Raw genomic sequence first — 20791 nt, 5'->3', positions numbered from 1 at the left:
GCGTATTCGATCGCCGAAAACGACACGAGCATGTAAGCCGGTGTGCGAAATATCCTCGGTACCTTCCACCGTACTCCTCGGGCAGACCCGGCGGACCGTCCGGTAGACAGGGGAACCGCCCCATGCGCCCCTATCTGACGCCGTTGCCCCAGGGCCCACGGCGCGGCTCACGGGCAAGGCGTACGAGCCCTGGGGAGAACGGCCGGTCCGTGGAGAACAGCCGTCGGCGGAAGTCCGGACGACGTCCGGGCACGTCCGGGAACGTTCGCCCGGCCCCTCCGGGGAGTAGCGTGAACCCACCAGGAGCACTTCACGACCGGCTTCGATGCCGGTGGGGTTCCCGGTGAGCGACGACGCCGGACGGCTGCCCCTGCGCAGGGATCCGGAGACAGGTTCGCGCGATGTCCGCGACCACCCCCCATCTCCCTCCACGGCCCGTTCCCTTCATCGCCCCGTCCGCGCGCCTCGCGCTGAAGTCCGAGAGCCCTTTCGCGGGGGCCACCGGATTGGACGGTGCCTGGTGGCCCCGTTCACGTGACCTGCCGGGCGAACTCTCCGCCCTGGCAGACGTGCTGGATCCGTTGTGGGGACGGATCACCCGTATCGCGGTCAATCCCCGCCACTGGCCGGCCCTCCCGTCCCGGATCGTCGTCAACGGCCATGTGGTGAAGGTCGGTTGGTTCACCTCGGCGCTGGATCCGCACGCGATCCTGCTGCTGTCCTACACCGCGGGCCGATGGAACCTCCTGGTGATCCCCCCCGGAGACCGGCGCCCGCTCGGCCGCCCGGCTGATGGCCGCCGCGAGTGCGGACACCGGCCCGCCGATGACCGCGACCGTGCTCATGACGGCGGAACGGGCCCGCACCGGGCGGGCCCGCATGACCCGCAGGTCCACTACCAGCAGGTCCCGACGCCCCGCACCCGGTGCGAGCACGAACGGAGCGGATCGACGATCACCGCCGTAGCCATGACGTGCGGCCGCCACCCCCTTGCCCTCCGTCCCCGACCTCCACCTGCTCGTGGGCAGGTACCGGGGGCCCGCCCCGGAGTAGAGTAAAGAGACCGAGAGCCGGTTCCGGGAGCGCGGCACGAGTGGCGGCGACCATGGCAACACTGCGGCAGCGGAAGAACCACCGCGAAGCGATCATGACGACCCTGTACGAGGGCATGGAAGGCAGTGGCCTCCCTGATGCCTCCGGGGCCACTTTGCGTGAGGCGCTGGAGATCCCCGAGCAGGATCTGGCCGCGGCCTGCACCTATCTGGTCGGCGAAGGGCTCGTCACGGTCCGCTGGGCCCACGGGGACGAAGCACCCGCGACGGTCATGCTGACGCATGAGGGGATACGGCTCATGGAGGCCGCGGAGGAGGACCGCGGCTGAACCCGCGAGGCCGCTTCGGTACGCGGCGGACGGGGCCGGGCCGTCGTGCGCACCACCCCGCGAAGCGCGCAGACAAGGAGCAGGGCATGATCCGTTCAGCCGACATCCGCGAGTGGCGCAACCATGACGTGGTCGACGAGAAACAGCGCACGATCGGCATGCTCGAAGCCGTCTACGTGGACACGGCCACCGACGAACCGGCCATGGCCACCGTCCGGACCGGACTGCCCACCCGCCACCGGCTGGTCTTCGTCCCCCTCGACGACGCGGTACTCGGACCGGACTACGTCAAGGTCGCCTACACCAAGGGACGGGTACGGAAAGCGCCGTCGATCGGGACGGACGACGTGCTGCCGGCCGAGCAGGAGGAGGAGATCTTCCAGCACTACGGCATGACGTACCGACCGGGAGCAGCCGGCGAACGTCAGCTCGCCCGCCGCTGACCGTGGTCACACGGCACGGAGGAGGTGGTACGGGGTGATGGCGCTCTTCCTTCTGCTGCTCCTTGTGGCCGTCGTCCTGGGAATCATCGGTGTGACGGCGGAGGGCCTGGGCTTTCTCCTGGCCGTCGGCATCGTGATCTTCGCCGCCGCCGTGATCTTCTTCGCGGTGCGGGTGTCCCGGCGCGCCAGGCGGCGTCCCGTCCGCTGACGGCGAAGCGGTGCGGTGTGCGGACACTCGGGAGGTGGGCGACCGGATCGACGTGTCGGCGGGATCGACGTGTCGGCCGTACGGGCGGCCACCCGCCGGGAGACGATCGGTCTCCGGCGTGACGGGCGGGTTCCCCGCGTGTATGTGGATCCTGTCGCGCCCGCGGTCCTCGGTGCGAGGCCGCCATGGACCCCGCCATGGACTGGAGGGCGGCGCGATGGAGGGTGCGGTGCCCGGTGCGGGAGACGAGGAACGGTCGCGGCCGGCCGCCGAGCCGGACTTCTGGCGGCAGGTCGTCGAGCAGCTGAGCACAGCCATGATGGTGCTCGATCCGGCCGCACGGATCCTCGCCGTCAACCCGGCCGCCGAGCGGCTGCTGGGCCGTACCGCAGGCGCGATGCGCGGGAAGGACGCACACGAGCTGCTGCACCGGGACGCGGGCGGTGGCACGCTCGTCCGGGAGCGGTGCCCGCTGCTCCGGGTGCTGGCCGAGAGGGCTGCCGCGCGCGGGGACGGCGACAGCTATCTGCGCGGTGACGGTCGCGTGGTCACGATCGCCTGGTCCGCTTCCCCTCTGACGGACGCCGGCTCCTTCAAGGGCATGGCCGTGCTGTTCACCGATGCCACGGGCGACCCCGGCACGCGCCGGGAACGAGCTGAACGGGCCGCCTATACGAGTGCGTTGGAGGACCTCACCGAGCGGCTGACGCTGGTCGCGGAGATCACCGACGTACTGGGCCAGACCCTGGAGACCGACGAAGCCCTCGCTCGGCTGGGCCGCCTGCTGGTTCCCCGCCTCGCCGACTGGTCCGCGGTGGACCTCCGGACCGGTTCCGGGCAGGTCCACCGGGTTGCGGTGACGGGTCCCGCGGGCCGGGACGCCGGACTGGAAGGCAGCCGCGAGCCTCTTCCCGAGGCCGGGGAGGCGGACGGCTCGCCTCTTGTCCAGGTACTGACCGGCGGTGACCCCGCGCTGTGGGACGAGCAGAACCGGGCGGAGACGGCCGTACCGCCCGGTTCTCCCCTGGCCACCCTCCACGGCGACTTCCTGCGGACGGTGGGCGCGACGTCCGCCATCACGGTGCCGCTGGGCTCCGGACGGCAGATCACCGGCGCCCTGACGGTGGTCCGCACCGACCCGGCGCACCCCTTCGACGCCGCCGACCTGGAGGTGGTGAGTGACATCGGCCACCGGGTCGGCCGGGTCATCGACAACGCACGGCGGTTCGGCCGTCAGCGCGCCGTCGCCGAGGCCATGCAGCGCAACCTGCTCGCCCCGCTGCCCCAGCCCGGCCGGCTGCGGCTGGCCGCCCGCTACCAGCCCGCGCCCGCCGGCTCCCAGGTCGGCGGCGACTGGTACGACGCGTTCGAGCTGAAGGACGGCACGCTCGCGCTGGTCATCGGCGACGTCGTCGGCCACGACCTGACCGCGGCGGCGGGAATGGCCCAACTGCACGGCATCCTGCGCTCGTTGGCCTGGGACCACATCGGGCCGCCCGGCAGCGTCGTCGACCGCCTCGACGACGCCATGCCCGCGATCACCACCGTCCCGATGGCCACCCTCGTCCTCGCCCGGGTGGAAGGCCACCCGCTCACGGGCCCATGGACACTGCGGTGGACCAGCGCCGGACATCCACCGCCGCTCCTCCTCACCCCCGGCGGACACGCGCAGTACCTCGAAGCCGGGCAGGGACTCCTCCTCGGCGCCCGCCTGGGCGACGAAACGAGCCGGCCGGACGCCACGCACCCCCTGCCGCCGGGTGCCACCCTGCTGCTCTACACCGACGGCCTGATCGAGATCCCCGGCAGCGACATCGAGACCGGCCTGGGCCGCCTGCGCCGCCACGCCCTGGCGCTCGCCCACGCGCCCCTGGACACGCTGTGCGACCAGCTACTCGCCCGTATGCCGCCCGGCAGCACCGACGACGTGGCCCTCCTCGCCCTGCGTCTGCCGGCGGAGTGACAGAGGGACGGGGTGTCGGCCCCCGGGACGCTGAACGTGCGGACGTCCACAGGACGCTGAACGTGCGGACGTACAGGGCACGCTGAACGTGCGGACGTACAGGGCACGCTGAACGTGCGGACGTACAGGCGCCTGTTCCGCATCGGACGCGAAAGGAGGACCTGGGTGGCCGTCGGCCCCCGGGGGGAGTGAACGACGGGGACGCAGATTCCGTACTTCCTGTCGTCGATGGGGCATCTCGGTCACTCCCGTCACTCCCGTCACTCCGTCGGAACCAAATAGCAACGCCCACGGCTCCGTACCGCACCGGTGTGCGCCATACGATCAAGCCCATCGCATACGCGTGCGAGCCGGGCTCGTGCTCCGTACTCACGTACTCCCGCACCTCTCCACTCCGTACTCGCGCACCTCAGGTTCGACTGGAAGCCGGAAGGGGACGGACCGTGCGTCATCAGGCCAGGACAAGCCGCAAGGCCCGGAGGATCATGGCGGCCACGGCCGCGCTGGGGCTCGCGGCCGGGCTGTCCGGCTGCGGCGGGGGCACGGACGCGAAGTCCGAAACGGTCTCCCTGACGGTCGTCGCGACCAACTACGGCGACAGCGTCCACAAGAACTCCGCGGGCTACTGGGACCGGGTCACCCTGGCGTTCGGCGCAGAGCATCCGGGCATCGACGTGGACGTCAAGGTCTACGACCCGGACGAGGTCGACGAGAAGGTCGCCGAGCTGGTCGAGCGGGGCGAGGCCCCCGACATCGTTCAGACGGACAGCTACTCCGAGTACGCCGCGCAGGACCTCCTCTACCGCGCGGACGACATACTGTCGGTCCCGGTCCAGGCCTCGTTCGTCCAGAGTCTCGCGAACGCCGGGGAGCTGGACCGGGCTCAGTACGGCCTGCCGTTCACCGCGAGCACCCGGCTGCTCTACTACAACAAGGACCTGTTCGAGCGAGCGGGCCTGAAGCCGCCGAAGACCTGGGACGAACTCGCCGCCGCGGCAAGTGTGTTGAAGGTGCAGGGGGTGAAGTACCCGATCGCCGTGCCGCTCGGCCCGGAGGAGGCGGAGGCCGAGACACTGATGTGGCTGCTGGCCGGCGACGGCGGCTACACCGACTCCACGAACAGATACGACCTCGCCTCCTCCTCCAATGTGGCGACGCTGACCTGGCTGAAGAAGAACCTGGTCGGCGAGGGTCTCACCGGACCGGTCGCGCCCGGCGAGCTGAACCGGGGCGAGGCCGTCGACGCCTTCCTCACCGGTGACGCGGCCATGGTCAACGGCCCGCTGTCGCTGGTCCGCCAGATCGAGGACTCCTCCGACTCCGTGCCCTACGGCGCCGTGCCACTGCCGAGCCGCGACGGCAAGGAGACCCCCACGATGGGCACCGCGGACTGGGTCATCGCCTTCAAGAACGACGACCACCGCGTCGCCATCGGACAGTTTCTCGACATCCTCTACTCCGACAAGTACGTGACCGAGCAGGCCGCCCAGTACGAACTGCTCCCCGTCACCACGTCCGCCGCCGACGCGATGCGCGCCGACAAGGCCCACCGGTCCCTGTGGAGCGGCCTCGACACCCTCCAGAACCTCCGCCTCTACCCCGTCGCCGAGACCAACTGGTCCGAGGTCGCCACCACGATCCGCAAGCGGATCGGCAAGGCGGTGACTCCGGAGGGGAACCCGCAGGAGGTACTGAAGTCGATCGCGGCAGCGGCCAAGTAGCCCGCGTCGACGGACAGTTCACCTGTCCGACATAAGACTTGACGGAGTGTCACTTTGCCGAACTGACAGCTGACCGACAGACAGCGTTTCTACGGTGCCGTGTTCATGACAGACACTTCAGTGCCCGCAGAGGCAACAGAGACGACTTCGGCGACCTCGGCGACCTCGGCGAATTCGGTCGGCCGCCGGACCGTACTGATCGCCACCGGTGCCACGGCCGCCACCCTGGCCGTCGGCGCCGCCGCCACACCTGAAGCCCCCACAACCGGGACGGCCGACACGGGGAACACCGCCCCCGTGGCCGCCGCGGCCGTCTGCACCCTCACGAAGGAGATGACCGAAGGCCCCTACTACCTCGACGGACAGCTCGTCCGCGCCGACATCCGCGAGAACAAGACCGGCTTCCCGCTGGTGCTCACCCTCACCGTCGTGGACGACGACACCTGCGCGCCGCTCGCGGGCGCCCTGGTGGAGATCTGGCACTGCGACGCGCTCGGCGAGTACTCCGGTTTCGTCGGCAACAACGGCCACAACGAGCCCGACAACGGTACGTTCCTGCGCGGCGCCGTACTGTCGAACTCCAGCGGCGTCGCGAAGATCACGACCGTCTACCCCGGCTGGTACCGGGGCCGGTGCATCCACATCCACCTCAAGGTGCACACCGACGTCACGCTCACCTCCGACGGCTCGTTCACGGGCGGCCAGGAGCTCCACACCGGCCAGCTCTTCTTCGACGAGACCATCACCACGCGTGTCGGCGCGCTCTCCCCCTACTCGGCCAACACGGTCCCCCGCACCACCCTCGCCCAGGACTCCATCTACGACGAGGGAGGCGCCGCCTCCGGCCTCCTCACCCTGACAGCCCTGGGCAGCTCACCAACGGCCGGGTACGCGGGGTCGCTGACGGTGGGGGTGGAGACGAGCTGAGGTAGGCCGTCCCGGCCCGTGCGCCCCGCGCGCTGCGTACGCGCGTACGACGGCACCGGCTCCCTCCCAGACCGTGCGGGAGGGGGTCGGCGCCGTGCCGTGAACCAGGGCAGCCCGACCTCGGCTGATCGGTGAACGCAAACCGATCAGCCCAGCTCGGGCGAAACCGATCACGACTCGGTCGAATTCATACGGTTCCGACCAGGCGTGCTGTCCTCTCGATCTCCTGGGTACTTATCGGGCGAGCGCGGCTAGCGTGGGCGAGGTGCGCCAGTTCACCTTTGACGCCCAGCACCCCGTGCTCGTACCCATCGAGACCCATCGAGAGGAGGCGGCCGTGATGCCGGGCGGGGAGACGGACAGCGGAGCAGGAACGATCGGCGGGCCTGGCGACGACACCCCCGGCCCCATCCCCGAAACGCTCCTGCTGAAACGCCACTTCACGGGCGAGAACCTTCACCAGGTACGCGCCCAGGTGGAGGACACGGCCGCCGCGGCGGGCCTCGGCGGGGTGCGCCTCGGCGAGTTCACCCTCGCGGTCAGCGAGATCGCCGCCAACGCGGTCGAACACGCCGGCGGCCACGGCCGGCTCGAACTCCGCCGCCTCCCCCACGAACTGGAGTGCCGCATCACCGACAACGGCCCCGGCTTCACCCCCACCATCCCCGAACTCCTCCCCGGCCTCACCGACACCTGCCCCGGCCGCGGCCTCTGGCTGGCCCACCTGGTCACGGACCGCCTGACAGTCACTACGGACCTGAGGGGGGCGGGGGCCGAGGTGACGTTGGCGATGTGGCTGGGGTGAGGGGCGGGAGGCCCTTCTTGTACATCTGCTACATTCATGACATGAGTGATCCGGTGATCGAATCCATGGCCGATGTCCGCAGCCACCTCGCCGACGTCATCGATCGCGCTCGTCGGGAGGAAACCCCGACGATCATCACGCGGCGCGGCAAGCAGGAAGCCGTCGTGATCGATATCCGGGAGTACCAGCGCCTCCGGGAGATCGCCGAGAACGCCGAAGAGGCGTGGCTCAATCAACTGGCCGACGAAGCCGAATCCGAGGGTACGCAGGGGTCGGTCTCGCTCGAAGAGATGGCCGCCTTGCTGCGCGCGCATCAGGGCTGACTCATGGGGTACGTCACGCGCTTCACGCCGCACGCTCAGCGGGACATGTTCAAGATTCCGCGCCCTGACGCCCTGCGCGTCCTGTACCGCCTCGCCGAACTCCAGAAGGCAATGGACGCGGGAGACACCGCATCGTTCGACATCAAGGTCCTCCAGGGGCACAGTGCCCGCTGGCGGCTCAGGGTCGGCGACTACCGCGTCGTCTACACCGTTGAGGACGGCCAGTTGATCGTGTGGGTCCTGGCCGTAGGCAACCGTCGCGACCTCTACCGCCAGGTTCCGTAGATCCCGCAGTGCAGATCGGTGCCGAGTGGCCACCGGAAGTCGCGGGATCGTACCGTCGCTCGTCCACCCCGGCAGGCCCGCCGAAGGCGCCTGCCGGGGATTCGGTCGAGAGACGTCCCGCGCCCAGGGGCTACGCGCGGCCCATGGTGTGTGCTGTGCCGGGTGAAGTCTGGACCGACTGTCGGCAGTCAGGCGCGGCTGAAGGTGGCGACTCTCCGTCGAGAGCGCGGCACAGGGCGGCGTGCAGGTGCTCCGCTTCGGCGAGGGTGAGAGTCAGTTCGGTGTCCGTGGCGTTGCCGTCGGTGAGGGACAGGCGGAGCGGTACGGCGAGGCGGTTGTCGTCGGTGCGACGTACGGGGCGGCCGGGTGGGCGCTCGATGGTCCAGTTCATGACGTCGCCCTCCCGATGCGCGCGAGGCGGTACGTGCCCCACAGCTGCCGCCCGTCCTCGCACCCGTCCTGGGCCTTGGGGCTGCCCTTGCAGCCGTCGGTGCACCTGCGGGCGTGCTCGAACCACAGGCGGTAGGCGCGCAGCATGGGGATTTCGGTGCGGGTTGCAGCGGGCCAGCCGTTCTGTACGGCGGTCATCGGCATGCCTCCTCTGCCAACCGAACCGCACCCCGGACACGTTGGCGTACCTCGGGCAGGAGGAGGTAGGCACCCACGAGGGTGGTGCTGATGTCATCGGCGGTGATGGCGGGCAGGTCTGGGCGAGGTCGTGAAGGCGAAGTTCTGCGACGACGCGCGCTCGCGAGGAAGGGAGCCCACATCTCTGGTGAGGGGCGGGGCACTCGTGCGCTCGGGGTGGATCTCGGGGTCGTACCGCAGGCGGCACGGCTGTATTCGGGTGGGCCGATGAGCATCACTCTCGCCCATGCAAGTGCTCGTGATACAAGGTGCATTGTCGGTCTCCTAGTCGGATCGGCCATGCCCCGGGACCGTGTCAGCGGTCGCCGGGGTCTTTGCTCGCCTGATGCGGGCAGGCCTGTGCCGCACCTACGCGTGTCCGTTCGGGCACGATCTGTAGCAGCCCTCCGAGTGTGATCCGTCGGCCCCTTGCGCCTCCACCCCTGCATCGACACCGGAATCCCATCGGCCGGAAGCGATGGACGGCGTCATTCCATCGCTTATCCATCGGAACTTTGGCGGTTGCGATAACCGCCGCCTGCGCAGGGCAGTTTGAAGACACGACCGCTCTACCGACGTGTGGCAGTGACGCAGCACGGAGCCGTGCAGGAGGGACGCCATGAGCACGTTGTTCCGCTATCTGGTCGATCAACGGGAATGGAAGGATCCCAGGGCGTTTCTCCCTCGCTTCCGAGAGGTCGCACAGCGGCTGTCGGAGACCGACCAGGATCCGGATCTGGCGACCTGTACCCCGGCAGCCAGCACTTACGAGGCCTGGTACTACAACCAACGGAAGCCGAACCGCGATGCGAGGCGTGTCCTCGTGGCCCTGTTCGCATGTAGTTTCGAACGGCTTTGGGGCCCTGCCGGAAACACTCTGTCCGCCGCCGCTGATGAGGCGTCACGTACGGAAGACCGCACCACATCGGACGCGGAACTGCGAGACATGAGAAAGGGCGCTGAAATGGCAGCACGGCGTGCACGGGATTTTGCCATGGGAGCAGAGCGAGGGCAGTTGGGCGAGGAGACCATGGGCTTCTTGCAGGATGAAGTACGCAGCATTGCCGAGCGCTACCCGCGCATGCCGCTCACGGACGTGTTCGATGACCTCGTGTCCGCTCAGGACGAGGTGTTCCGCCACATCGAAGGCGGCCGGTCGAGGCCGTCGCAATTGCGGCAACTGCACATCATGGCCACGTTGCTGTCCTGGTTCATGGCCAAGGCCAGTCACGACATGGGAGATCCGGCGACCGCGATGACGCAGGCCCGCGCGGCCGGCGTGTGCGCACAGCAGGCCGAGCACCAAGGGCTGATCGCGCTGACCGACGGGTTGAAGTCCCTCATCACGTACTGGTCGGGCAACGCGGACGACGCCCTGCACTACGCGCGGAAGGGGGCCGCTGAGCACCCCGACCTGCGCGGTACGACGAGCGTATGGCTCGCCAGTCTGGAGGCACGGGCGGCGGCGCTGCTGGGGGACGCGGAATCAGTGCTCGCAGCGAGCGAACGTGCCGAGCGGCTGCGGGAGCGCACTGTGCCGGACGACATCGACGGCCTGGGCGGCCTGCTGACTTTCCGCCCGGAGAAGCAGCTCTACTACGTTGTGGAATCGCACGTCCTGCTCGGCCATGGCGACGCGCGTACCGCGAACCAGGCGGAGCAGACCGTAGAAATCTTCAGCAACCCGGAGGCACCGCACTGGGCGTTCGGAGACCAGGCGGGCGCGCACTGCAATCTCACTCTGACCCGACTCCACGCCAACGACCTGGACGGGGCGGCGGCCGCCATCCGTCCCGTGCTCGACCTACCTCCCCGCCAGCGCAACAGGGGCATTGTCGTCTCCGCGCAGCGAGTTCAGGTGGCGCTGAGCCGGGAGTCCGTCCGTACCGCCGTCGTCGCCCGCGATCTGCGTGAGGAGATCGCCCTGTATCCGCCGAGCAGGCCGGCCCTGCTGCGCTGACGGTCCCAGTAGAGTCCGGGGCATGCATCCGGTCCATCGTGTGAGCAAGCGTCTGGACATACGCGAGCTGCGGCCTGACGACGCTGACGCCGTGTTCGCGATCTACGGCAGCGAGCAGGCTACCGAGCATCTGTCCTTCGAACCGCGCACGCGCGACCAGGTACGCCAGATCGTGGGACGTTCCATCGAGGCGGCCAACGCCCCGGACCGTACCGAGTACGTGCTCGCCGTGGTCGAGCACGACATGGACACGCTCGTCGGCTTCGGCCGTTTGGCCTTGGACCCGCACCAACCCGGCGGAGCGACCATGGGCTTCGCCCTGCGCCCAGCCTCCTGGGGGCGCGGCTACGGAGTCGAGACTGTACGGCTGTTGCTCGGTCTCGGCTTCGAAGAGCTGAGCCTGCACCGGGTCTGGGGCGCTCGCTCCCCCGCCAACGAAGCCTCCGCGAGGACGATGGCGCGGGCCGGGATGGTCGAGGAAGGCCGGATTCGCGAGCACATTCGCAAGGGCGGAGTATGGCGCGACTCCATCGTCCACGCCATGCTTGATCATGAGTGGGCGGCTCGAAGCCAGAGTGGCTGATTGAGAGCGGTCACCAACTCGTCGACCTGGGCGGCTCACTCCGCCTACCGGCACAGCGCGGACCGGCTTCGTGCAATGGGCGGCACGCTCGGCTTGTACGAGCCCACCGTCCCAAAGCCGGCGGGAGGCGCGGACCACTTCCGTTGGAGGAGGCCCTAACCCTCACAGAACCCCCGGCCAGGTCGTCGTTCCCCTGCCCAGCGGACGTGAGCCCGCAGCCTCGCGTGTCACTACGACTTGGTCGCGCGTGTCCCGACTAGTCCCGAAACCAAGTCAGCGGCCCGGACCTGTTGGAGCAGACGCTTCCGCGTTTCGTCCGCGGACCACAGCCGGTGGCGTTCATGGACGGGCTTCCGCCTTCCACGGACTGAAGCGGTCGGGGAGGTCACGCCGCCGCACGCAGGCCCGCATCCGCTGCGGGATCCCGTCGATCACCTGCCCGTGATCCCGCCACGGCCGCAACGGCCGTTGCCGACCGGCAGAAGCGGCCGCAGCCCTTCCCGCTCCACAGTCGTCAGATCGCCTTGCCCCAGGCCAGATCGATGACCTGGACACCGGCTGGTCACGTGATCGGCCGGGAAATCCGAGGCCGGTCCAGGTCCTTCCCTGCGATGCTGCTTGTCGGCGGGTTCGGGGGCGGGCGTCCCATGATGGGCGCGAAGACGTCGGGGGCGTCGCTGTTGTCCCCGGACGTCCATGAGTACTCAACGATGAGGGAGGACGGCATGGAGCCATGGGATCTCCGCCGCGCGATTGAGGCGGGACGGGCGACCGCTTCGGAGCTGGGTCTTCAGGTCGACGATGTGGTCGTCATCCACGACTCGGACCGCGTCGCGCTGCGCCTGGTCCCCTGCGATGTTCTGGCTCGGGTCGCGCCTGCGGGGCATCTGGCTGATTCCGAGTTCGAAGTAGAGGTCGCTCGCCGTCTCTCCGGCGTCGACGCTCCGGTGGCCGAGCTGGAGTCCCGCGTCGACCCCCGAGTCCATGTGCGTGATGCCTTCGCCATCTCGTTCTGGGCCTACTACGAACCTGTGGGATCGGAGATCGCGCCGGCCGACTACGCAGACGTGTTCCTGCGGCATCATGCCGCCCTGCGCCGGATCGATCTGGACGCACCGCATTTCACCGACCGAGTCGCCGCGGCACTCAGAGAGGTGAACGACCGGGAGAAGACCCCGGAACTGCCCGATTCCGAGCGGGAACTCCTCAGCGGCACACTCGGTGGACTGAGCGCCGCGATCAGCGTCGAGAGAGACGGCGACCAGCTGTTGCACGGCGAGCCTCATCCGGGCAACCTCCTCAACACGAGGAAAGGGCTGCTTTTCGTAGACCTCGCCACGTGCTGCCGCGGGCCGATCGAATTCGACCTCGCCCACGCGCCCGAGGACGTGGGAAAGCACTATCCGGGGGCTGACCAGGACCTGATCCACCGGTGCCGCGCCCTGAACTGGGCCATGTTCTCGGCTTGGCGCTGGCGCCGGGACGACCACATGCCTGACCGGGCCCACTGGAGAGTGGAGGGACTCGACCAGGTTCGCGCCGCACTCGCTCGCTGCGGACTGGGCTGAATCCTCACGGGTTCTCCCAGGCCGTAGGCTCCGCCGCCAGGTTCTTCACCGGCTCGGGGAGGGTGCCGGCCGCGATGTCGGCCACCGTGACGCCCTCCAGGATGCGGCGCACATTGGCCCGCAGCGCGATCCACAACGGCAGCAGCGGCTCGGCCGAGCCGGTGTAGGTCAGGCCGGTCGGCCGTTCCCCCCGTACCGACACGATGGGGCCGTCGACGGCGCGGATCACATCCGCGACCGTGATCGAGTCGGCGTCCCGGGCCAGCTGATAGCCGCCGCTGCCGCCCCGCCGACTCGTGACCAGCCCAGCACGCCTCAGGTCCCCGAGGATGCCCTCCAGGAACTTGTGCGGGATCTCCTGCACGGTGGCGATGGCTTCCGCCTTCACCGGACCGCTGTCCTGCCGTACGGCGACTTCCAGTACCGCGCGTACGGCGTAATCCGCCCGTGCCGAGATCCTCATGTCCCACATTGTCGACCACGCGGACGTCCCAGCGGACATCCCGGAAGACCCGGGCCCCCGAGGGGCGCGGGACTGGGTCCCGGGCTCTCAGCCGAGCCGGATCACATTCCACGACAGCGGCTCAAGAACCGCGCTCAGCACACCACCCTGCAGCACCGCACCCTCCACGACCCGCGGAGCGACCCGCTCGGGCTCCGTCAGCGTGTTCCGCGCGTCCGGGTCCGCGTCGGCCAGCACGCTGTGCTCGACGATCCGGGTCAAGTCCAGGCCGTTCAGGGCGACTTCCAGCGGCAACGCATCCGTGCGGCCCCGGTTGACCGCGAACACGGTCACCGAACCGTCCTCGGCCCGCACCGCCGTCGCGTGCAGCAGATCCGCCTCGCCGTACTTCTTCGTCTCGTACGTCGGCGAGTCCACCCGTACGTCGAGCACCTCGCCCCGTCCGTACTTCGCGGCCTGGGCGAACGGGAAGAACGTCGTCTGCCGCCAGGCCGGGCCGCCGGGCTCGGTCATGATCGGGGCGATGACGTTGACGAGCTGGGCGAGGCAGGCGACGGTGACGCGGTCGGCGTGCCGGAGCAGGGCGATGAGGAGGGAGCCGAAGACGACGGCGTCCATGACGCTGTAGTTGTCCTCCAGGAGGCGCGGGGCCTCCGCCCAGTCCCGCGCGCCGGAGTTCTCGATCGCGTGCCACTCCGAGATGTACCAGACGTTCCACTCGTCGAAGGAGAGGTTGATCTTCTTCTTGGACTTGAGCTTCGCGCCCACGTGGTCGGCGGTGGCGACCACGTTCTCGATGAAGGACTCCATGTCGACGGCGGAGGCGAGGAAGGAGTCGACGTCTCCGTCCTCGGGCTGGTAGTAGGCGTGCAGGGAGATGTAGTCGACGAGGTCGTACGTCTCCGCCAGGACCGTCGCCTCCCATTCGGCGAAGGTCGGCATGGACTGGCTGGAGGAACCACAGGCGACGAGTTCGACGCCGGGGTCGATCTGGCGCATCGCGCGGGCGGTCTCGGCGGCGACACGGCCGTACTCGGTCGCCGTCTTGTGGCCGGTCTGCCAGGGCCCGTCCATCTCGTTGCCCAGGCACCAGAGGTTGATGCCGAAGGGGTCCTTGTCGCCGTGGGCGGCACGGAGGTCGGAGAGGGCGGTACCGGCGGGGTGGTTGGCGTACTCCTGGAGTTCGAGGGCCTCGGCGACTCCGCGGGTGCCGAGGTTGAGGGCCATCATGGGCTCGGCCTGGGGACCGACCTTCTTCAGGAACGCGATGTACTCGGAGAGGCCGAAACGGTTGGTCTCGGTGGAGCGCCAGGCGAGGTCGAGGCGGCGGGGGCGGTCCTCGGCGGGGCCGACGGAGTCCTCCCACTTGTAGCCGGAGACGAAGTTGCCGCCGGGGTAGCGGATCGTGGTGACGCCCAACTCCCGCACCAGGTCCAGTACGTCGGTGCGCAGGCCCGCCTCGTCGGCCGCGGGGTGGTCCGGCTCGTAGATTCCGGTGTAGACGCAGCGACCGAGGTGCTCGACGAAGGAACCGAAGAGTCGGGGGTTGACCTCTCCGACCTTGAAAGCGGGGTCGAGGGTGAAGCGGGCGGTGCGGGTCATCGAGAACCTCCGAGGAAATCCCGGCCTTCAGGCCGGGGAGGAATCGGACTTCTGCGGAGCAGGGCAGGGGTAGAGGAGTCGCCGTCAGGGCGATTCGCCGTCCGCTGTCGACGACCCGTCAGGAAGTCACAAGCTGATGTGATAGTTTGTGAGCCATGGTCACTCACGTGAAGCGGTCGTTCAAGTACCGCTTCTATCCCGACGATGCGCAGGCGGCGGAGCTGTCGCGGACGTTCGGGTGTGTGCGCAAGGTCTACAACCTGGCCCTGGACGCCCGGACCATCGCGTGGTTCCAGCGCCGGGAGCGGGTCAACTACAACGCGACCTCGGCGATGCTCACCGCGTGGAAGAAGACCGAGGAACTGGCCTACCTCTGCGAGGTGTCGTCGGTGCCGTTGCAGCAGTGCCTGCGGCATCTGCAGGGCGCGTTCACCCACTTCTTCGAGGGCCGGGCGAAGTACCCGCGGTTCAAGTCGCGCAAGAAGTCCCGCCGTTCGGCGGAGTACACCAGCTCGGCGTTCCGTTACCGCGACGGTGCCCTGACGCTCGCCAAGATGCGCGAGCCGCTCGCCATCGTGTGGTCGCGTCCGCTGCCCGAGGGGGCGCAGCCGTCCGCGGTGACCGTGTCCCAGGACGCGGCCGGGCGCTGGTTCGTGTCCCTGCTCTGCGACGACACGATCCCCCCGGCACCGGCCACCACGACGGCGGTCGGGATCGACGCGGGCATCACCTCCCTGGTGACCCTGTCGACCGGGGAGAAGGTCACCAACCCGAGGCATGAGCGCCGTGACCGGGCCCGGCTGGCGAAGGCGCAGCGGGAGCTGTCCCGCAAGGTCAAGGGCTCCGCGAACCGGGCCAAGGCCCGGGTGAAAGTCGCCAAGGTCCATGCCCGGATCACCGACCGGCGCCGGGACCATCTGCACAAGCTGACCACTCGTCTCGTCCGTGAGAACCAAACGGTCGTGATCGAGGACCTGAGTGTCCGCAACATGGTCAGGAACCACAAGCTGGCGCGTGCGATCTCGGACGCGGCCTGGCATGAGCTGCACTCCATGCTGGAGTACAAGTGTGCCTGGTACGGGCGCGACCTGGTCGTGATCGACCGCTGGTTCCCCAGCTCGAAGCTGTGCGGGTCCTGCGGTACGGTCCGGGCGAAGCTGGCGCTGAACGTCCGTGAGTGGACGTGCGGCTGCGGCACGGTGCATGACCGCGACGTGAACGCGGCGAAGAACATTCTCGCGGCCGGGCTGGCCGTGTCTGCCTGTGGAGACGGTGTAAGACCTCAACGGGAGTCCTCCCGGACGGGGCGGTCGTCGATGAAGCAGGAACCCCAGCGGGCGACCGCTGGACTCCCATGCCTTTAGGCGGGGGAGGAAGTCAATGGGGCGGCCCCTTCGCTGTTCGGCGTTCGGCGTTCGGTATTACGGATGGTGATCGTTGAGCCGAACGGGACGCTATGGTCGAAGACGGGGCGAGTCAATGGGGTCGTGCTCCAGGTGGCGTGCGCCTGTTCGTCTGTCAGGGCGCCGATCGGGCGGGTGCGGCCTCTCTGCGGCTTGTCGCGCGGTTCCCCGCGCCCCTGAAGGGGTGCGTGCACAACTATCGTTCGTCAAAATTCAACGATCGTTGGATTCTCGTGGTGCCGGCACCCGGGGGCACGTAGGGTCGGCGCGTGCCTGCCCTCCCCGACGCCCTTGCCGAGACCCTGACCCGACTCGACGCCCGTATCGCGGAGACCGGTGCGGACCGGGGTCTGCTTCTTGACGTACAGACGCTGGCGGACCGTACGGCCCTCGGCGGGGACGAGGTGCGCGCCCTGCTCGACGGCGGCGAGCCGGTGGCCGACCGGGTCGACGACCGGGTGCGTGGGCGGGTGCGGGCGCTGCATGAGGCGTATGCCGCGCGGAGCGGGAAGCGGGCCGGTGAGGTCTGCAGGGAGGTCGCGGAGCGGCTCTCGATCAGTCCCGAGTGGGCCCGGCAGCTGTTGCTCGGCAAGAAGATGCCGAACGTGCCCGACCTGACCGAGCTCGCGGAGTTCTTCGGCATCGAGGAGGGCGTCCGGTACTTCACCGACCCGGCCAGGACCGTCCTCAACCGGGAACTCGGTCGCGTACTGGCGGGACTTGAGGGTGACGCGGACGACGACGGGCCACTGGTCGAGTTCGCCACCCGGCACGGGGTCGTCACGCTCGCGCTGCGCGGCCACCGGCTGACCCCCCGCAAGCAGGAGGCTCTCGCCGTCATGCTCGAAGGGCTGCTCGGCGTCGACGACGAGGAGGCCCGGCGATGAGCCGTGGCGAGGGCACGGGGCTGCGCGGGGCCGTCGGCCGGGTCCGGGCCGCGTTGTTGCCGTCGCGCTCCGCCGCCGAGATGCGGAAGCTGACCGCCGGGCTCAGCAAGGCGGTCAGGGGGAGGCTCGACGCACCCGTCGACGTACGGGAGTTGGGTGCGGCGCTGTGTGCGGAGATGAGTGCGCGGCGGGGCGGGCGGCCGGTGAAGCTGCGGTTCGAGCGGTTTCCGGACGGGATAGGGGTGACCGGACTGTGGATGGAGTTCCCCGACTTCGACCTGGTGATCGTCGAGGAGCGGGCTGAGACCGTGCAGCAACTGGTCATTCTGGGGCATGAGTTGTGGCACATGCACGCCGGGCACTGTCATCACCATCTGCCGGACTCGGACGCCGCCGCGCTCGCGCGGTCCGGGGGGACGGGCGAGCGGGGTGAACAGGGCGAGTCGGGTGCGTCGGGTGCGTCGGGTGAGCAGCGTACGGCCGCTCTGTCGCCGCTCTCCCCCGAGCTGTCCGCCGCGCTCGGGCAGGGCGGCACGCCCATCGCGGCGCGCAACGGCTCGCACGAGTCCGACGAGCAGGAGGCCGAGGACTTCGGCCACCGGCTCGCGACCGCCTTCCGTTCCTGGGTGGACACCGGGCAGGGCGGGCCGGCCGATCCGGCGGATCCGGCCGACCCCGTCGGGCAGGCCATCCAGGCGTCCCTGGGCTATCGCAGGCACAGAAGGTGAGGGGGACGGCCGTGCTCGCGACGACGACCGGGGCCCTCAGTCCCGCCGACTTCTTCGGTGAGCTGTACATCTCGTTCTGGATCCCCACGGCCGTCCTGACCGCCGCCCTGGTGATCAAGCTGCCCAGCATCGTGAAGCTGTGGCGGGACTCGCTGCTGCGGGCGGTCGGCGGGCTGCTGCTGCTCGCCTGCTGCGTCTTCGTGTTCGCGGTGCCGTCGGTCATCGCGTGGACCAACCGGGTCACGGGCGTGCCGAACGTCGCCGCGCCCTGGGTGTACTCCCTCATCACCGCGTTCTGCGCGTCCTGTCTGCTGCTGATCGTCGCCTGGCGCAACGGCCCGGCCGACCGGTCACGGGCGACCCGCCGTCTCATGCGGTGGGTCGTCGGCGTGTACACGGGGGTGATCGTCGGCCTGTGGGCGCTGTTCGCGCTGGCGGACGTCCCCCGCGAGCGGCTGCGCGACCTGGACACGTACTACGCCACCACGCCCTTCATGCGCGAGGAGATCCTGCTCTACCTCGCCGCGCACACGGCGGCCTGTCTGATCACCTACGGGCTGATCCGCAACTGGGTCCGCGCGGACGGCCTCGACCGCTGGCTGCGCGGCGGCCTGAAGGCGCTGGCCCTGGGCTGCGCGCTCAACCTGGTGTTCGACGCCTCGAAGCTCACGGCGGTCGTCGCCCGCTGGACGGGGCACGACCTGGACTGGCTGAGCACGCATGTGGCGCCGCCGGTCGTCGCCCTGGCGGCCATCTGTATCGCGGTGGGCTTCATCCTGCCGCACGGCGGCCAGTATCTGCAGGACCGCTGGCGCGTACGGGCCGGCCACCGGCGGCTGCGGCCCCTGTATCTGCTGACCCGGACCGTCGACGGCTCCCGCGTCCCCTTCGCGCTGCGCGCCACGCCGGAGCTGCGCCTCACCCGCCGGGAGACGTTCATCCGGGACGCCCTGCTCCGGCTGACCCGTCACCTCGACGAGGACCTGCGGCGCCGGGCGTACGACGCCGCCCTGGACCTCGGTCACGAGCCCGGCCGCGCGAAGGCTCTCGCCGCCGCCGTGACCGTCCAGGACGCGGTGGCCACGCGGAGGCGGTCGCCCGACAGCGGGACGACGGCCACGCTCGCGTCCGGCCCGCTCGTCTTTCCGGGGCTCGCGACGGATCCGGGTGACCTGTCGGGGATGGGTGGCCTGTCGGGGATGGGTGGCCTGTCGGGGGTGGGGAACGTCGCGGGCGTGGGGGACCTCGCGGGCCTGGGGGACCTCGCGGGCGGGCCCGATCGTGCGGCCTTCCCCGAGTTCGCGGTCTCGTCCGACTTCACCGACCTGCTCCAGGACATCGAGGCGGTGTCGCTGGCGCTTCGCGAGCCCGACGAGATCGAGGCGGTGCGTGCGCTCGCCGCCGCCTCCAGCACATCCGGCACATCCAGCACATCCAGCACAGAGAGCACAGAGAGCAGTGTTCCCGTTCATGAGTGAACGCCCCGCGGCCGTCCGGTCCGCCGTCGTGCTCGGTGGTTCCCTCGCCGGCATGCTCGCGGCCCGTGCCCTGGCCGGGTTCGTGGACGAGGTCACGGTCGTCGAGCGGGACGCGCTGCCCGAGCGGCCCGGTCCGCGCCGGGGCCTGCCGCAGGCGCGCCATGCCCACATGCTGTGGTCGGGCGGCGCCCAGGCGCTGGAGGAGCTGGTGCCGGGCACCACCGAACGGCTGCTGGCGGCAGGGGTGCACCGGCAGGCGGTGACCACGGACATGGTGGTCCTTTCGCCGCGGGGCTGGTACCGGCGCTGGCCCGTGTCCCACCACAACCTCTTGGCCGGCCGGGATCTGTTGGACGCGACCGTCCGTACGGCAGTCCTGGCCGAGGACCGAGTCGGGCTGCTGGAGCGCACCGAGGTACTCGGGCTGGTCGGCACCGGGGCCTCCGTGACCGGGGTGCGGGTCCGTCACGACCACGGCACCGAACGCACCCTCGACGCCGGTCTTGTCGTCGACGCCACCGGCCGGTCCTCCCGCGCGTCCCACTGGCTCGCGGCACTCGGGCTGCCCGAGCCGAAGAAGCGGGAGGTCGACTCCGGTCTCGCGTACGCCAGCCGGGTCTACCGCGCGCCCGAAGGGGCCCGGCAGGGTTTCCCGGTCGTCACCGTGCAGGCCGACGCGCGGCAGCCGGGGCCGGGCCGGTCGGCCTTCCTGGTACCCATCGAGGACGGCCGGTGGATCGTCACCCTGTCCGGGACGCGGGGCGGCGAGCCCTCCCCCGGCAACGACGACTTCGTACGGTACGCCCGGCGCGAGCTGCGGCATCCGATCATCGGCGAACTGATCGCCGGGGCCGAGCCGTTGGGCGATGTGGCGTTCACGCGGTCCACCGCCAACCGGCGTTGGTTCTACGAGCGGATGTCCCGCTGGCCGGAGAACTTCGCGGTCGTCGGGGACGCGCTCGCCGTGTACAACCCGGTGTACGGGCACGGGATGGCGGTCGCCGCCCAAAGCGCCCTCGCACTGAGGGATGTGATGCGACGTCAGGGGTGGGGCGCGCCCGGTCTGGCGCGGCGGATCCAGAAGGCGGTGGCCCGTCCGGTGGGGGTGGCCTGGGATCTCGCCACAGGGCAGGACGTGTTCTACGAGGGTGCGACGGAGGCCGGGCCCACGTTGCGGGACCGGCTGGTCGCCGCGTACGTGGGCCGGCTCCTCCTCACCGCCACCGGCAACGGCCGCGTCGCCCGCCGCCTGACCGACGTGACCTCCCTGGAGCGCGGCCCCGAGGTCCTTCTCACGCCGGGCGTCCTGCTGGCGGCAGCCGCCGGGCCCCTCAGGCCGAGGCTGGAGGAGGCGCCGCTGACGGCCGAGGAACGCGGGGTCGCCGGCCTCTGACCACCGTCGCGCGACGCGCGGGCGGAGGTGAGCGGCGGGTCCA

22 protein-coding genes are annotated in these 20791 nt (G+C 69.9%); 18 read left to right on the top strand and 4 right to left on the bottom strand.

Annotation, left to right across the window (positions count from 1 at the left end; genetic code table 11):
• The first annotated feature begins 401 nt into the window (after positions 1-401).
• From OG622_RS34700 to OG622_RS34655, 10 genes are all read left to right on the top strand, one after another.
• Positions 402-1058, top strand: coding sequence for a DUF5994 family protein (locus tag OG622_RS34700; RefSeq protein ID WP_371580577.1), 657 nt, complete (start codon positions 402-404; stop codon positions 1056-1058).
• 47 nt (positions 1059-1105) lie between these two features.
• Positions 1106-1381, top strand: coding sequence for a hypothetical protein (locus tag OG622_RS34695; protein WP_371580576.1), 276 nt, complete (start codon positions 1106-1108; stop codon positions 1379-1381).
• Positions 1382-1467: 86 nt separating this feature from the next.
• The gene (locus OG622_RS34690) at positions 1468-1824 is read left to right on the top strand and encodes a PRC-barrel domain-containing protein (protein ID WP_371580575.1); all 357 of its coding nucleotides are present in this window, start codon (positions 1468-1470) and stop codon (positions 1822-1824) included.
• A 37-nt stretch (positions 1825-1861) separates the two neighbouring features.
• Positions 1862-2032, top strand: a complete 171-nt coding sequence (locus OG622_RS34685) for a hypothetical protein (RefSeq protein WP_371580574.1) — start codon at positions 1862-1864, stop codon at positions 2030-2032.
• A 229-nt stretch (positions 2033-2261) separates the two neighbouring features.
• Positions 2262-3995, top strand: coding sequence for a SpoIIE family protein phosphatase (locus OG622_RS34680; RefSeq protein ID WP_371580573.1), 1734 nt, complete (start codon positions 2262-2264; stop codon positions 3993-3995).
• A 485-nt stretch (positions 3996-4480) separates the two neighbouring features.
• Positions 4481-5716, top strand: coding sequence for an extracellular solute-binding protein (locus OG622_RS34675; protein ID WP_371584310.1), 1236 nt, complete (start codon positions 4481-4483; stop codon positions 5714-5716).
• 105 nt (positions 5717-5821) lie between these two features.
• A complete protein-coding gene (locus OG622_RS34670) occupies positions 5822-6643 on the top strand; it encodes an intradiol ring-cleavage dioxygenase (protein ID WP_371580572.1) in 822 nt (273 codons plus the stop codon).
• A gap of 340 nt (positions 6644-6983) precedes the next feature.
• The gene (locus tag OG622_RS34665; protein ID WP_371584309.1) at positions 6984-7448 is read left to right on the top strand and encodes an ATP-binding protein; all 465 of its coding nucleotides are present in this window, start codon (positions 6984-6986) and stop codon (positions 7446-7448) included.
• A gap of 41 nt (positions 7449-7489) precedes the next feature.
• Positions 7490-7771, top strand: a complete 282-nt coding sequence (locus tag OG622_RS34660; protein ID WP_371580571.1) for a type II toxin-antitoxin system Phd/YefM family antitoxin — start codon at positions 7490-7492, stop codon at positions 7769-7771.
• 3 nt (positions 7772-7774) lie between these two features.
• Positions 7775-8056, top strand: a complete 282-nt coding sequence (locus OG622_RS34655; RefSeq protein WP_371580570.1) for a type II toxin-antitoxin system RelE/ParE family toxin — start codon at positions 7775-7777, stop codon at positions 8054-8056.
• A gap of 130 nt (positions 8057-8186) precedes the next feature.
• Here OG622_RS34655 and OG622_RS34650 read toward each other — a convergent pair whose 3' ends face one another.
• Together OG622_RS34650 and OG622_RS34645 are read right to left on the bottom strand one after the other, a co-directional pair.
• Complete coding sequence (locus tag OG622_RS34650; RefSeq protein WP_371580569.1) at positions 8187-8447, bottom strand: hypothetical protein; 261 nt, start codon at positions 8445-8447, stop codon at positions 8187-8189.
• Positions 8444-8644 carry a hypothetical protein gene (locus tag OG622_RS34645; RefSeq protein ID WP_371580568.1) on the bottom strand — a complete coding sequence of 67 codons (201 nt, stop codon included), beginning with the start codon at positions 8642-8644 and terminating at the stop codon, positions 8444-8446. The genes OG622_RS34650 and OG622_RS34645 overlap by 4 nt, the downstream gene beginning before the upstream one ends.
• A gap of 658 nt (positions 8645-9302) precedes the next feature.
• Here OG622_RS34645 and OG622_RS34640 point away from each other — a divergent pair.
• From OG622_RS34640 to OG622_RS34630, 3 genes are all read left to right on the top strand, one after another.
• On the top strand, positions 9303-10643 hold the full coding sequence (locus OG622_RS34640; RefSeq protein ID WP_371580567.1) for a hypothetical protein: 1341 nt from the start codon (positions 9303-9305) through the stop codon (positions 10641-10643).
• Positions 10644-10665: 22 nt separating this feature from the next.
• Positions 10666-11226: a GNAT family N-acetyltransferase gene (locus OG622_RS34635; RefSeq protein ID WP_371580566.1), complete on the top strand. Its 561-nt coding sequence runs from the start codon at positions 10666-10668 to the stop codon at positions 11224-11226.
• Between the two features lie 725 nt (positions 11227-11951).
• The gene (locus OG622_RS34630; protein ID WP_371580565.1) at positions 11952-12794 is read left to right on the top strand and encodes a phosphotransferase; all 843 of its coding nucleotides are present in this window, start codon (positions 11952-11954) and stop codon (positions 12792-12794) included.
• A gap of 4 nt (positions 12795-12798) precedes the next feature.
• On the opposite strand, the gene OG622_RS34625 is transcribed toward OG622_RS34630, so the two are convergent.
• Both OG622_RS34625 and OG622_RS34620 read right to left on the bottom strand, forming a co-directional pair.
• On the bottom strand, positions 12799-13257 hold the full coding sequence (locus OG622_RS34625; protein ID WP_371580564.1) for an Rrf2 family transcriptional regulator: 459 nt from the start codon (positions 13255-13257) through the stop codon (positions 12799-12801).
• Between the two features lie 87 nt (positions 13258-13344).
• The gene (locus OG622_RS34620; RefSeq protein WP_371580563.1) at positions 13345-14859 is read right to left on the bottom strand and encodes an alpha-N-arabinofuranosidase; all 1515 of its coding nucleotides are present in this window, start codon (positions 14857-14859) and stop codon (positions 13345-13347) included.
• A gap of 155 nt (positions 14860-15014) precedes the next feature.
• On the opposite strand from OG622_RS34620, the gene OG622_RS34615 reads away from it, so the two are divergent.
• The 5 genes from OG622_RS34615 (at position 15015) to OG622_RS34595 (ending at position 20748) form a co-directional block, all read left to right on the top strand.
• Positions 15015-16223 (top strand): RNA-guided endonuclease InsQ/TnpB family protein, encoded by a 1209-nt coding sequence (locus OG622_RS34615; RefSeq protein WP_371580562.1) that lies wholly within the window; start codon positions 15015-15017, stop codon positions 16221-16223.
• 308 nt (positions 16224-16531) lie between these two features.
• Positions 16532-17149, top strand: coding sequence for a transcriptional regulator (locus OG622_RS34610; protein ID WP_371580561.1), 618 nt, complete (start codon positions 16532-16534; stop codon positions 17147-17149).
• Positions 17146-17877: a toxin-antitoxin system, toxin component gene (locus OG622_RS34605; protein ID WP_371580560.1), complete on the top strand. Its 732-nt coding sequence runs from the start codon at positions 17146-17148 to the stop codon at positions 17875-17877. Before OG622_RS34610 ends, OG622_RS34605 begins: the two co-directional genes overlap by 4 nt.
• Positions 17874-19355: an MAB_1171c family putative transporter gene (locus OG622_RS34600; RefSeq protein WP_371580559.1), complete on the top strand. Its 1482-nt coding sequence runs from the start codon at positions 17874-17876 to the stop codon at positions 19353-19355. Before OG622_RS34605 ends, OG622_RS34600 begins: the two co-directional genes overlap by 4 nt.
• Positions 19348-20748: an FAD-dependent oxidoreductase gene (locus OG622_RS34595; protein ID WP_371580558.1), complete on the top strand. Its 1401-nt coding sequence runs from the start codon at positions 19348-19350 to the stop codon at positions 20746-20748. Before OG622_RS34600 ends, OG622_RS34595 begins: the two co-directional genes overlap by 8 nt.
• Positions 20749-20791: the final 43 nt, after the last annotated feature.

The sequence above is a fragment of the Streptomyces sp. NBC_01314 genome (assembly GCF_041435215.1).
Classification (GTDB): domain Bacteria; phylum Actinomycetota; class Actinomycetes; order Streptomycetales; family Streptomycetaceae; genus Streptomyces.
The sequence above is the reverse complement of the archived record's forward strand: the minus strand, read 5'-3'. Positions and strand labels throughout refer to the sequence as shown.

Excerpts from the sequence above, each read along its gene's own strand:
- OG622_RS34685 (WP_371580574.1), top strand. The coding sequence starts at position 1,862 with ATGGCGCTCTTCCTTCTGCTGCTCCTTGTGGCCGTCGTCCTGGGAATC.
- OG622_RS34605 (WP_371580560.1), top strand. The coding sequence starts at position 17,146 with ATGAGCCGTGGCGAGGGCACGGGGCTGCGCGGGGCCGTCGGCCGGGTC.
- OG622_RS34625 (WP_371580564.1), bottom strand. The coding sequence starts at position 13,257 with ATGAGGATCTCGGCACGGGCGGATTACGCCGTACGCGCGGTACTGGAA.
- OG622_RS34670 (WP_371580572.1), top strand. The coding sequence starts at position 5,822 with ATGACAGACACTTCAGTGCCCGCAGAGGCAACAGAGACGACTTCGGCG.
- OG622_RS34660 (WP_371580571.1), top strand. The coding sequence starts at position 7,490 with ATGAGTGATCCGGTGATCGAATCCATGGCCGATGTCCGCAGCCACCTC.
- OG622_RS34630 (WP_371580565.1), top strand. The coding sequence starts at position 11,952 with ATGGAGCCATGGGATCTCCGCCGCGCGATTGAGGCGGGACGGGCGACC.
- OG622_RS34655 (WP_371580570.1), top strand. The coding sequence starts at position 7,775 with ATGGGGTACGTCACGCGCTTCACGCCGCACGCTCAGCGGGACATGTTC.
- OG622_RS34695 (WP_371580576.1), top strand. The coding sequence starts at position 1,106 with ATGGCAACACTGCGGCAGCGGAAGAACCACCGCGAAGCGATCATGACG.
- OG622_RS34690 (WP_371580575.1), top strand. The coding sequence starts at position 1,468 with ATGATCCGTTCAGCCGACATCCGCGAGTGGCGCAACCATGACGTGGTC.
- OG622_RS34635 (WP_371580566.1), top strand. The coding sequence starts at position 10,666 with ATGCATCCGGTCCATCGTGTGAGCAAGCGTCTGGACATACGCGAGCTG.
- OG622_RS34640 (WP_371580567.1), top strand. The coding sequence starts at position 9,303 with ATGAGCACGTTGTTCCGCTATCTGGTCGATCAACGGGAATGGAAGGAT.
- OG622_RS34620 (WP_371580563.1), bottom strand. The coding sequence starts at position 14,859 with ATGACCCGCACCGCCCGCTTCACCCTCGACCCCGCTTTCAAGGTCGGA.
- OG622_RS34645 (WP_371580568.1), bottom strand. The coding sequence starts at position 8,644 with ATGACCGCCGTACAGAACGGCTGGCCCGCTGCAACCCGCACCGAAATC.
- OG622_RS34665 (WP_371584309.1), top strand. The coding sequence starts at position 6,984 with ATGCCGGGCGGGGAGACGGACAGCGGAGCAGGAACGATCGGCGGGCCT.
- OG622_RS34700 (WP_371580577.1), top strand. The coding sequence starts at position 402 with ATGTCCGCGACCACCCCCCATCTCCCTCCACGGCCCGTTCCCTTCATC.
- OG622_RS34615 (WP_371580562.1), top strand. The coding sequence starts at position 15,015 with ATGGTCACTCACGTGAAGCGGTCGTTCAAGTACCGCTTCTATCCCGAC.
- OG622_RS34595 (WP_371580558.1), top strand. The coding sequence starts at position 19,348 with ATGAGTGAACGCCCCGCGGCCGTCCGGTCCGCCGTCGTGCTCGGTGGT.
- OG622_RS34650 (WP_371580569.1), bottom strand. The coding sequence starts at position 8,447 with ATGAACTGGACCATCGAGCGCCCACCCGGCCGCCCCGTACGTCGCACC.
- OG622_RS34675 (WP_371584310.1), top strand. The coding sequence starts at position 4,481 with ATGGCGGCCACGGCCGCGCTGGGGCTCGCGGCCGGGCTGTCCGGCTGC.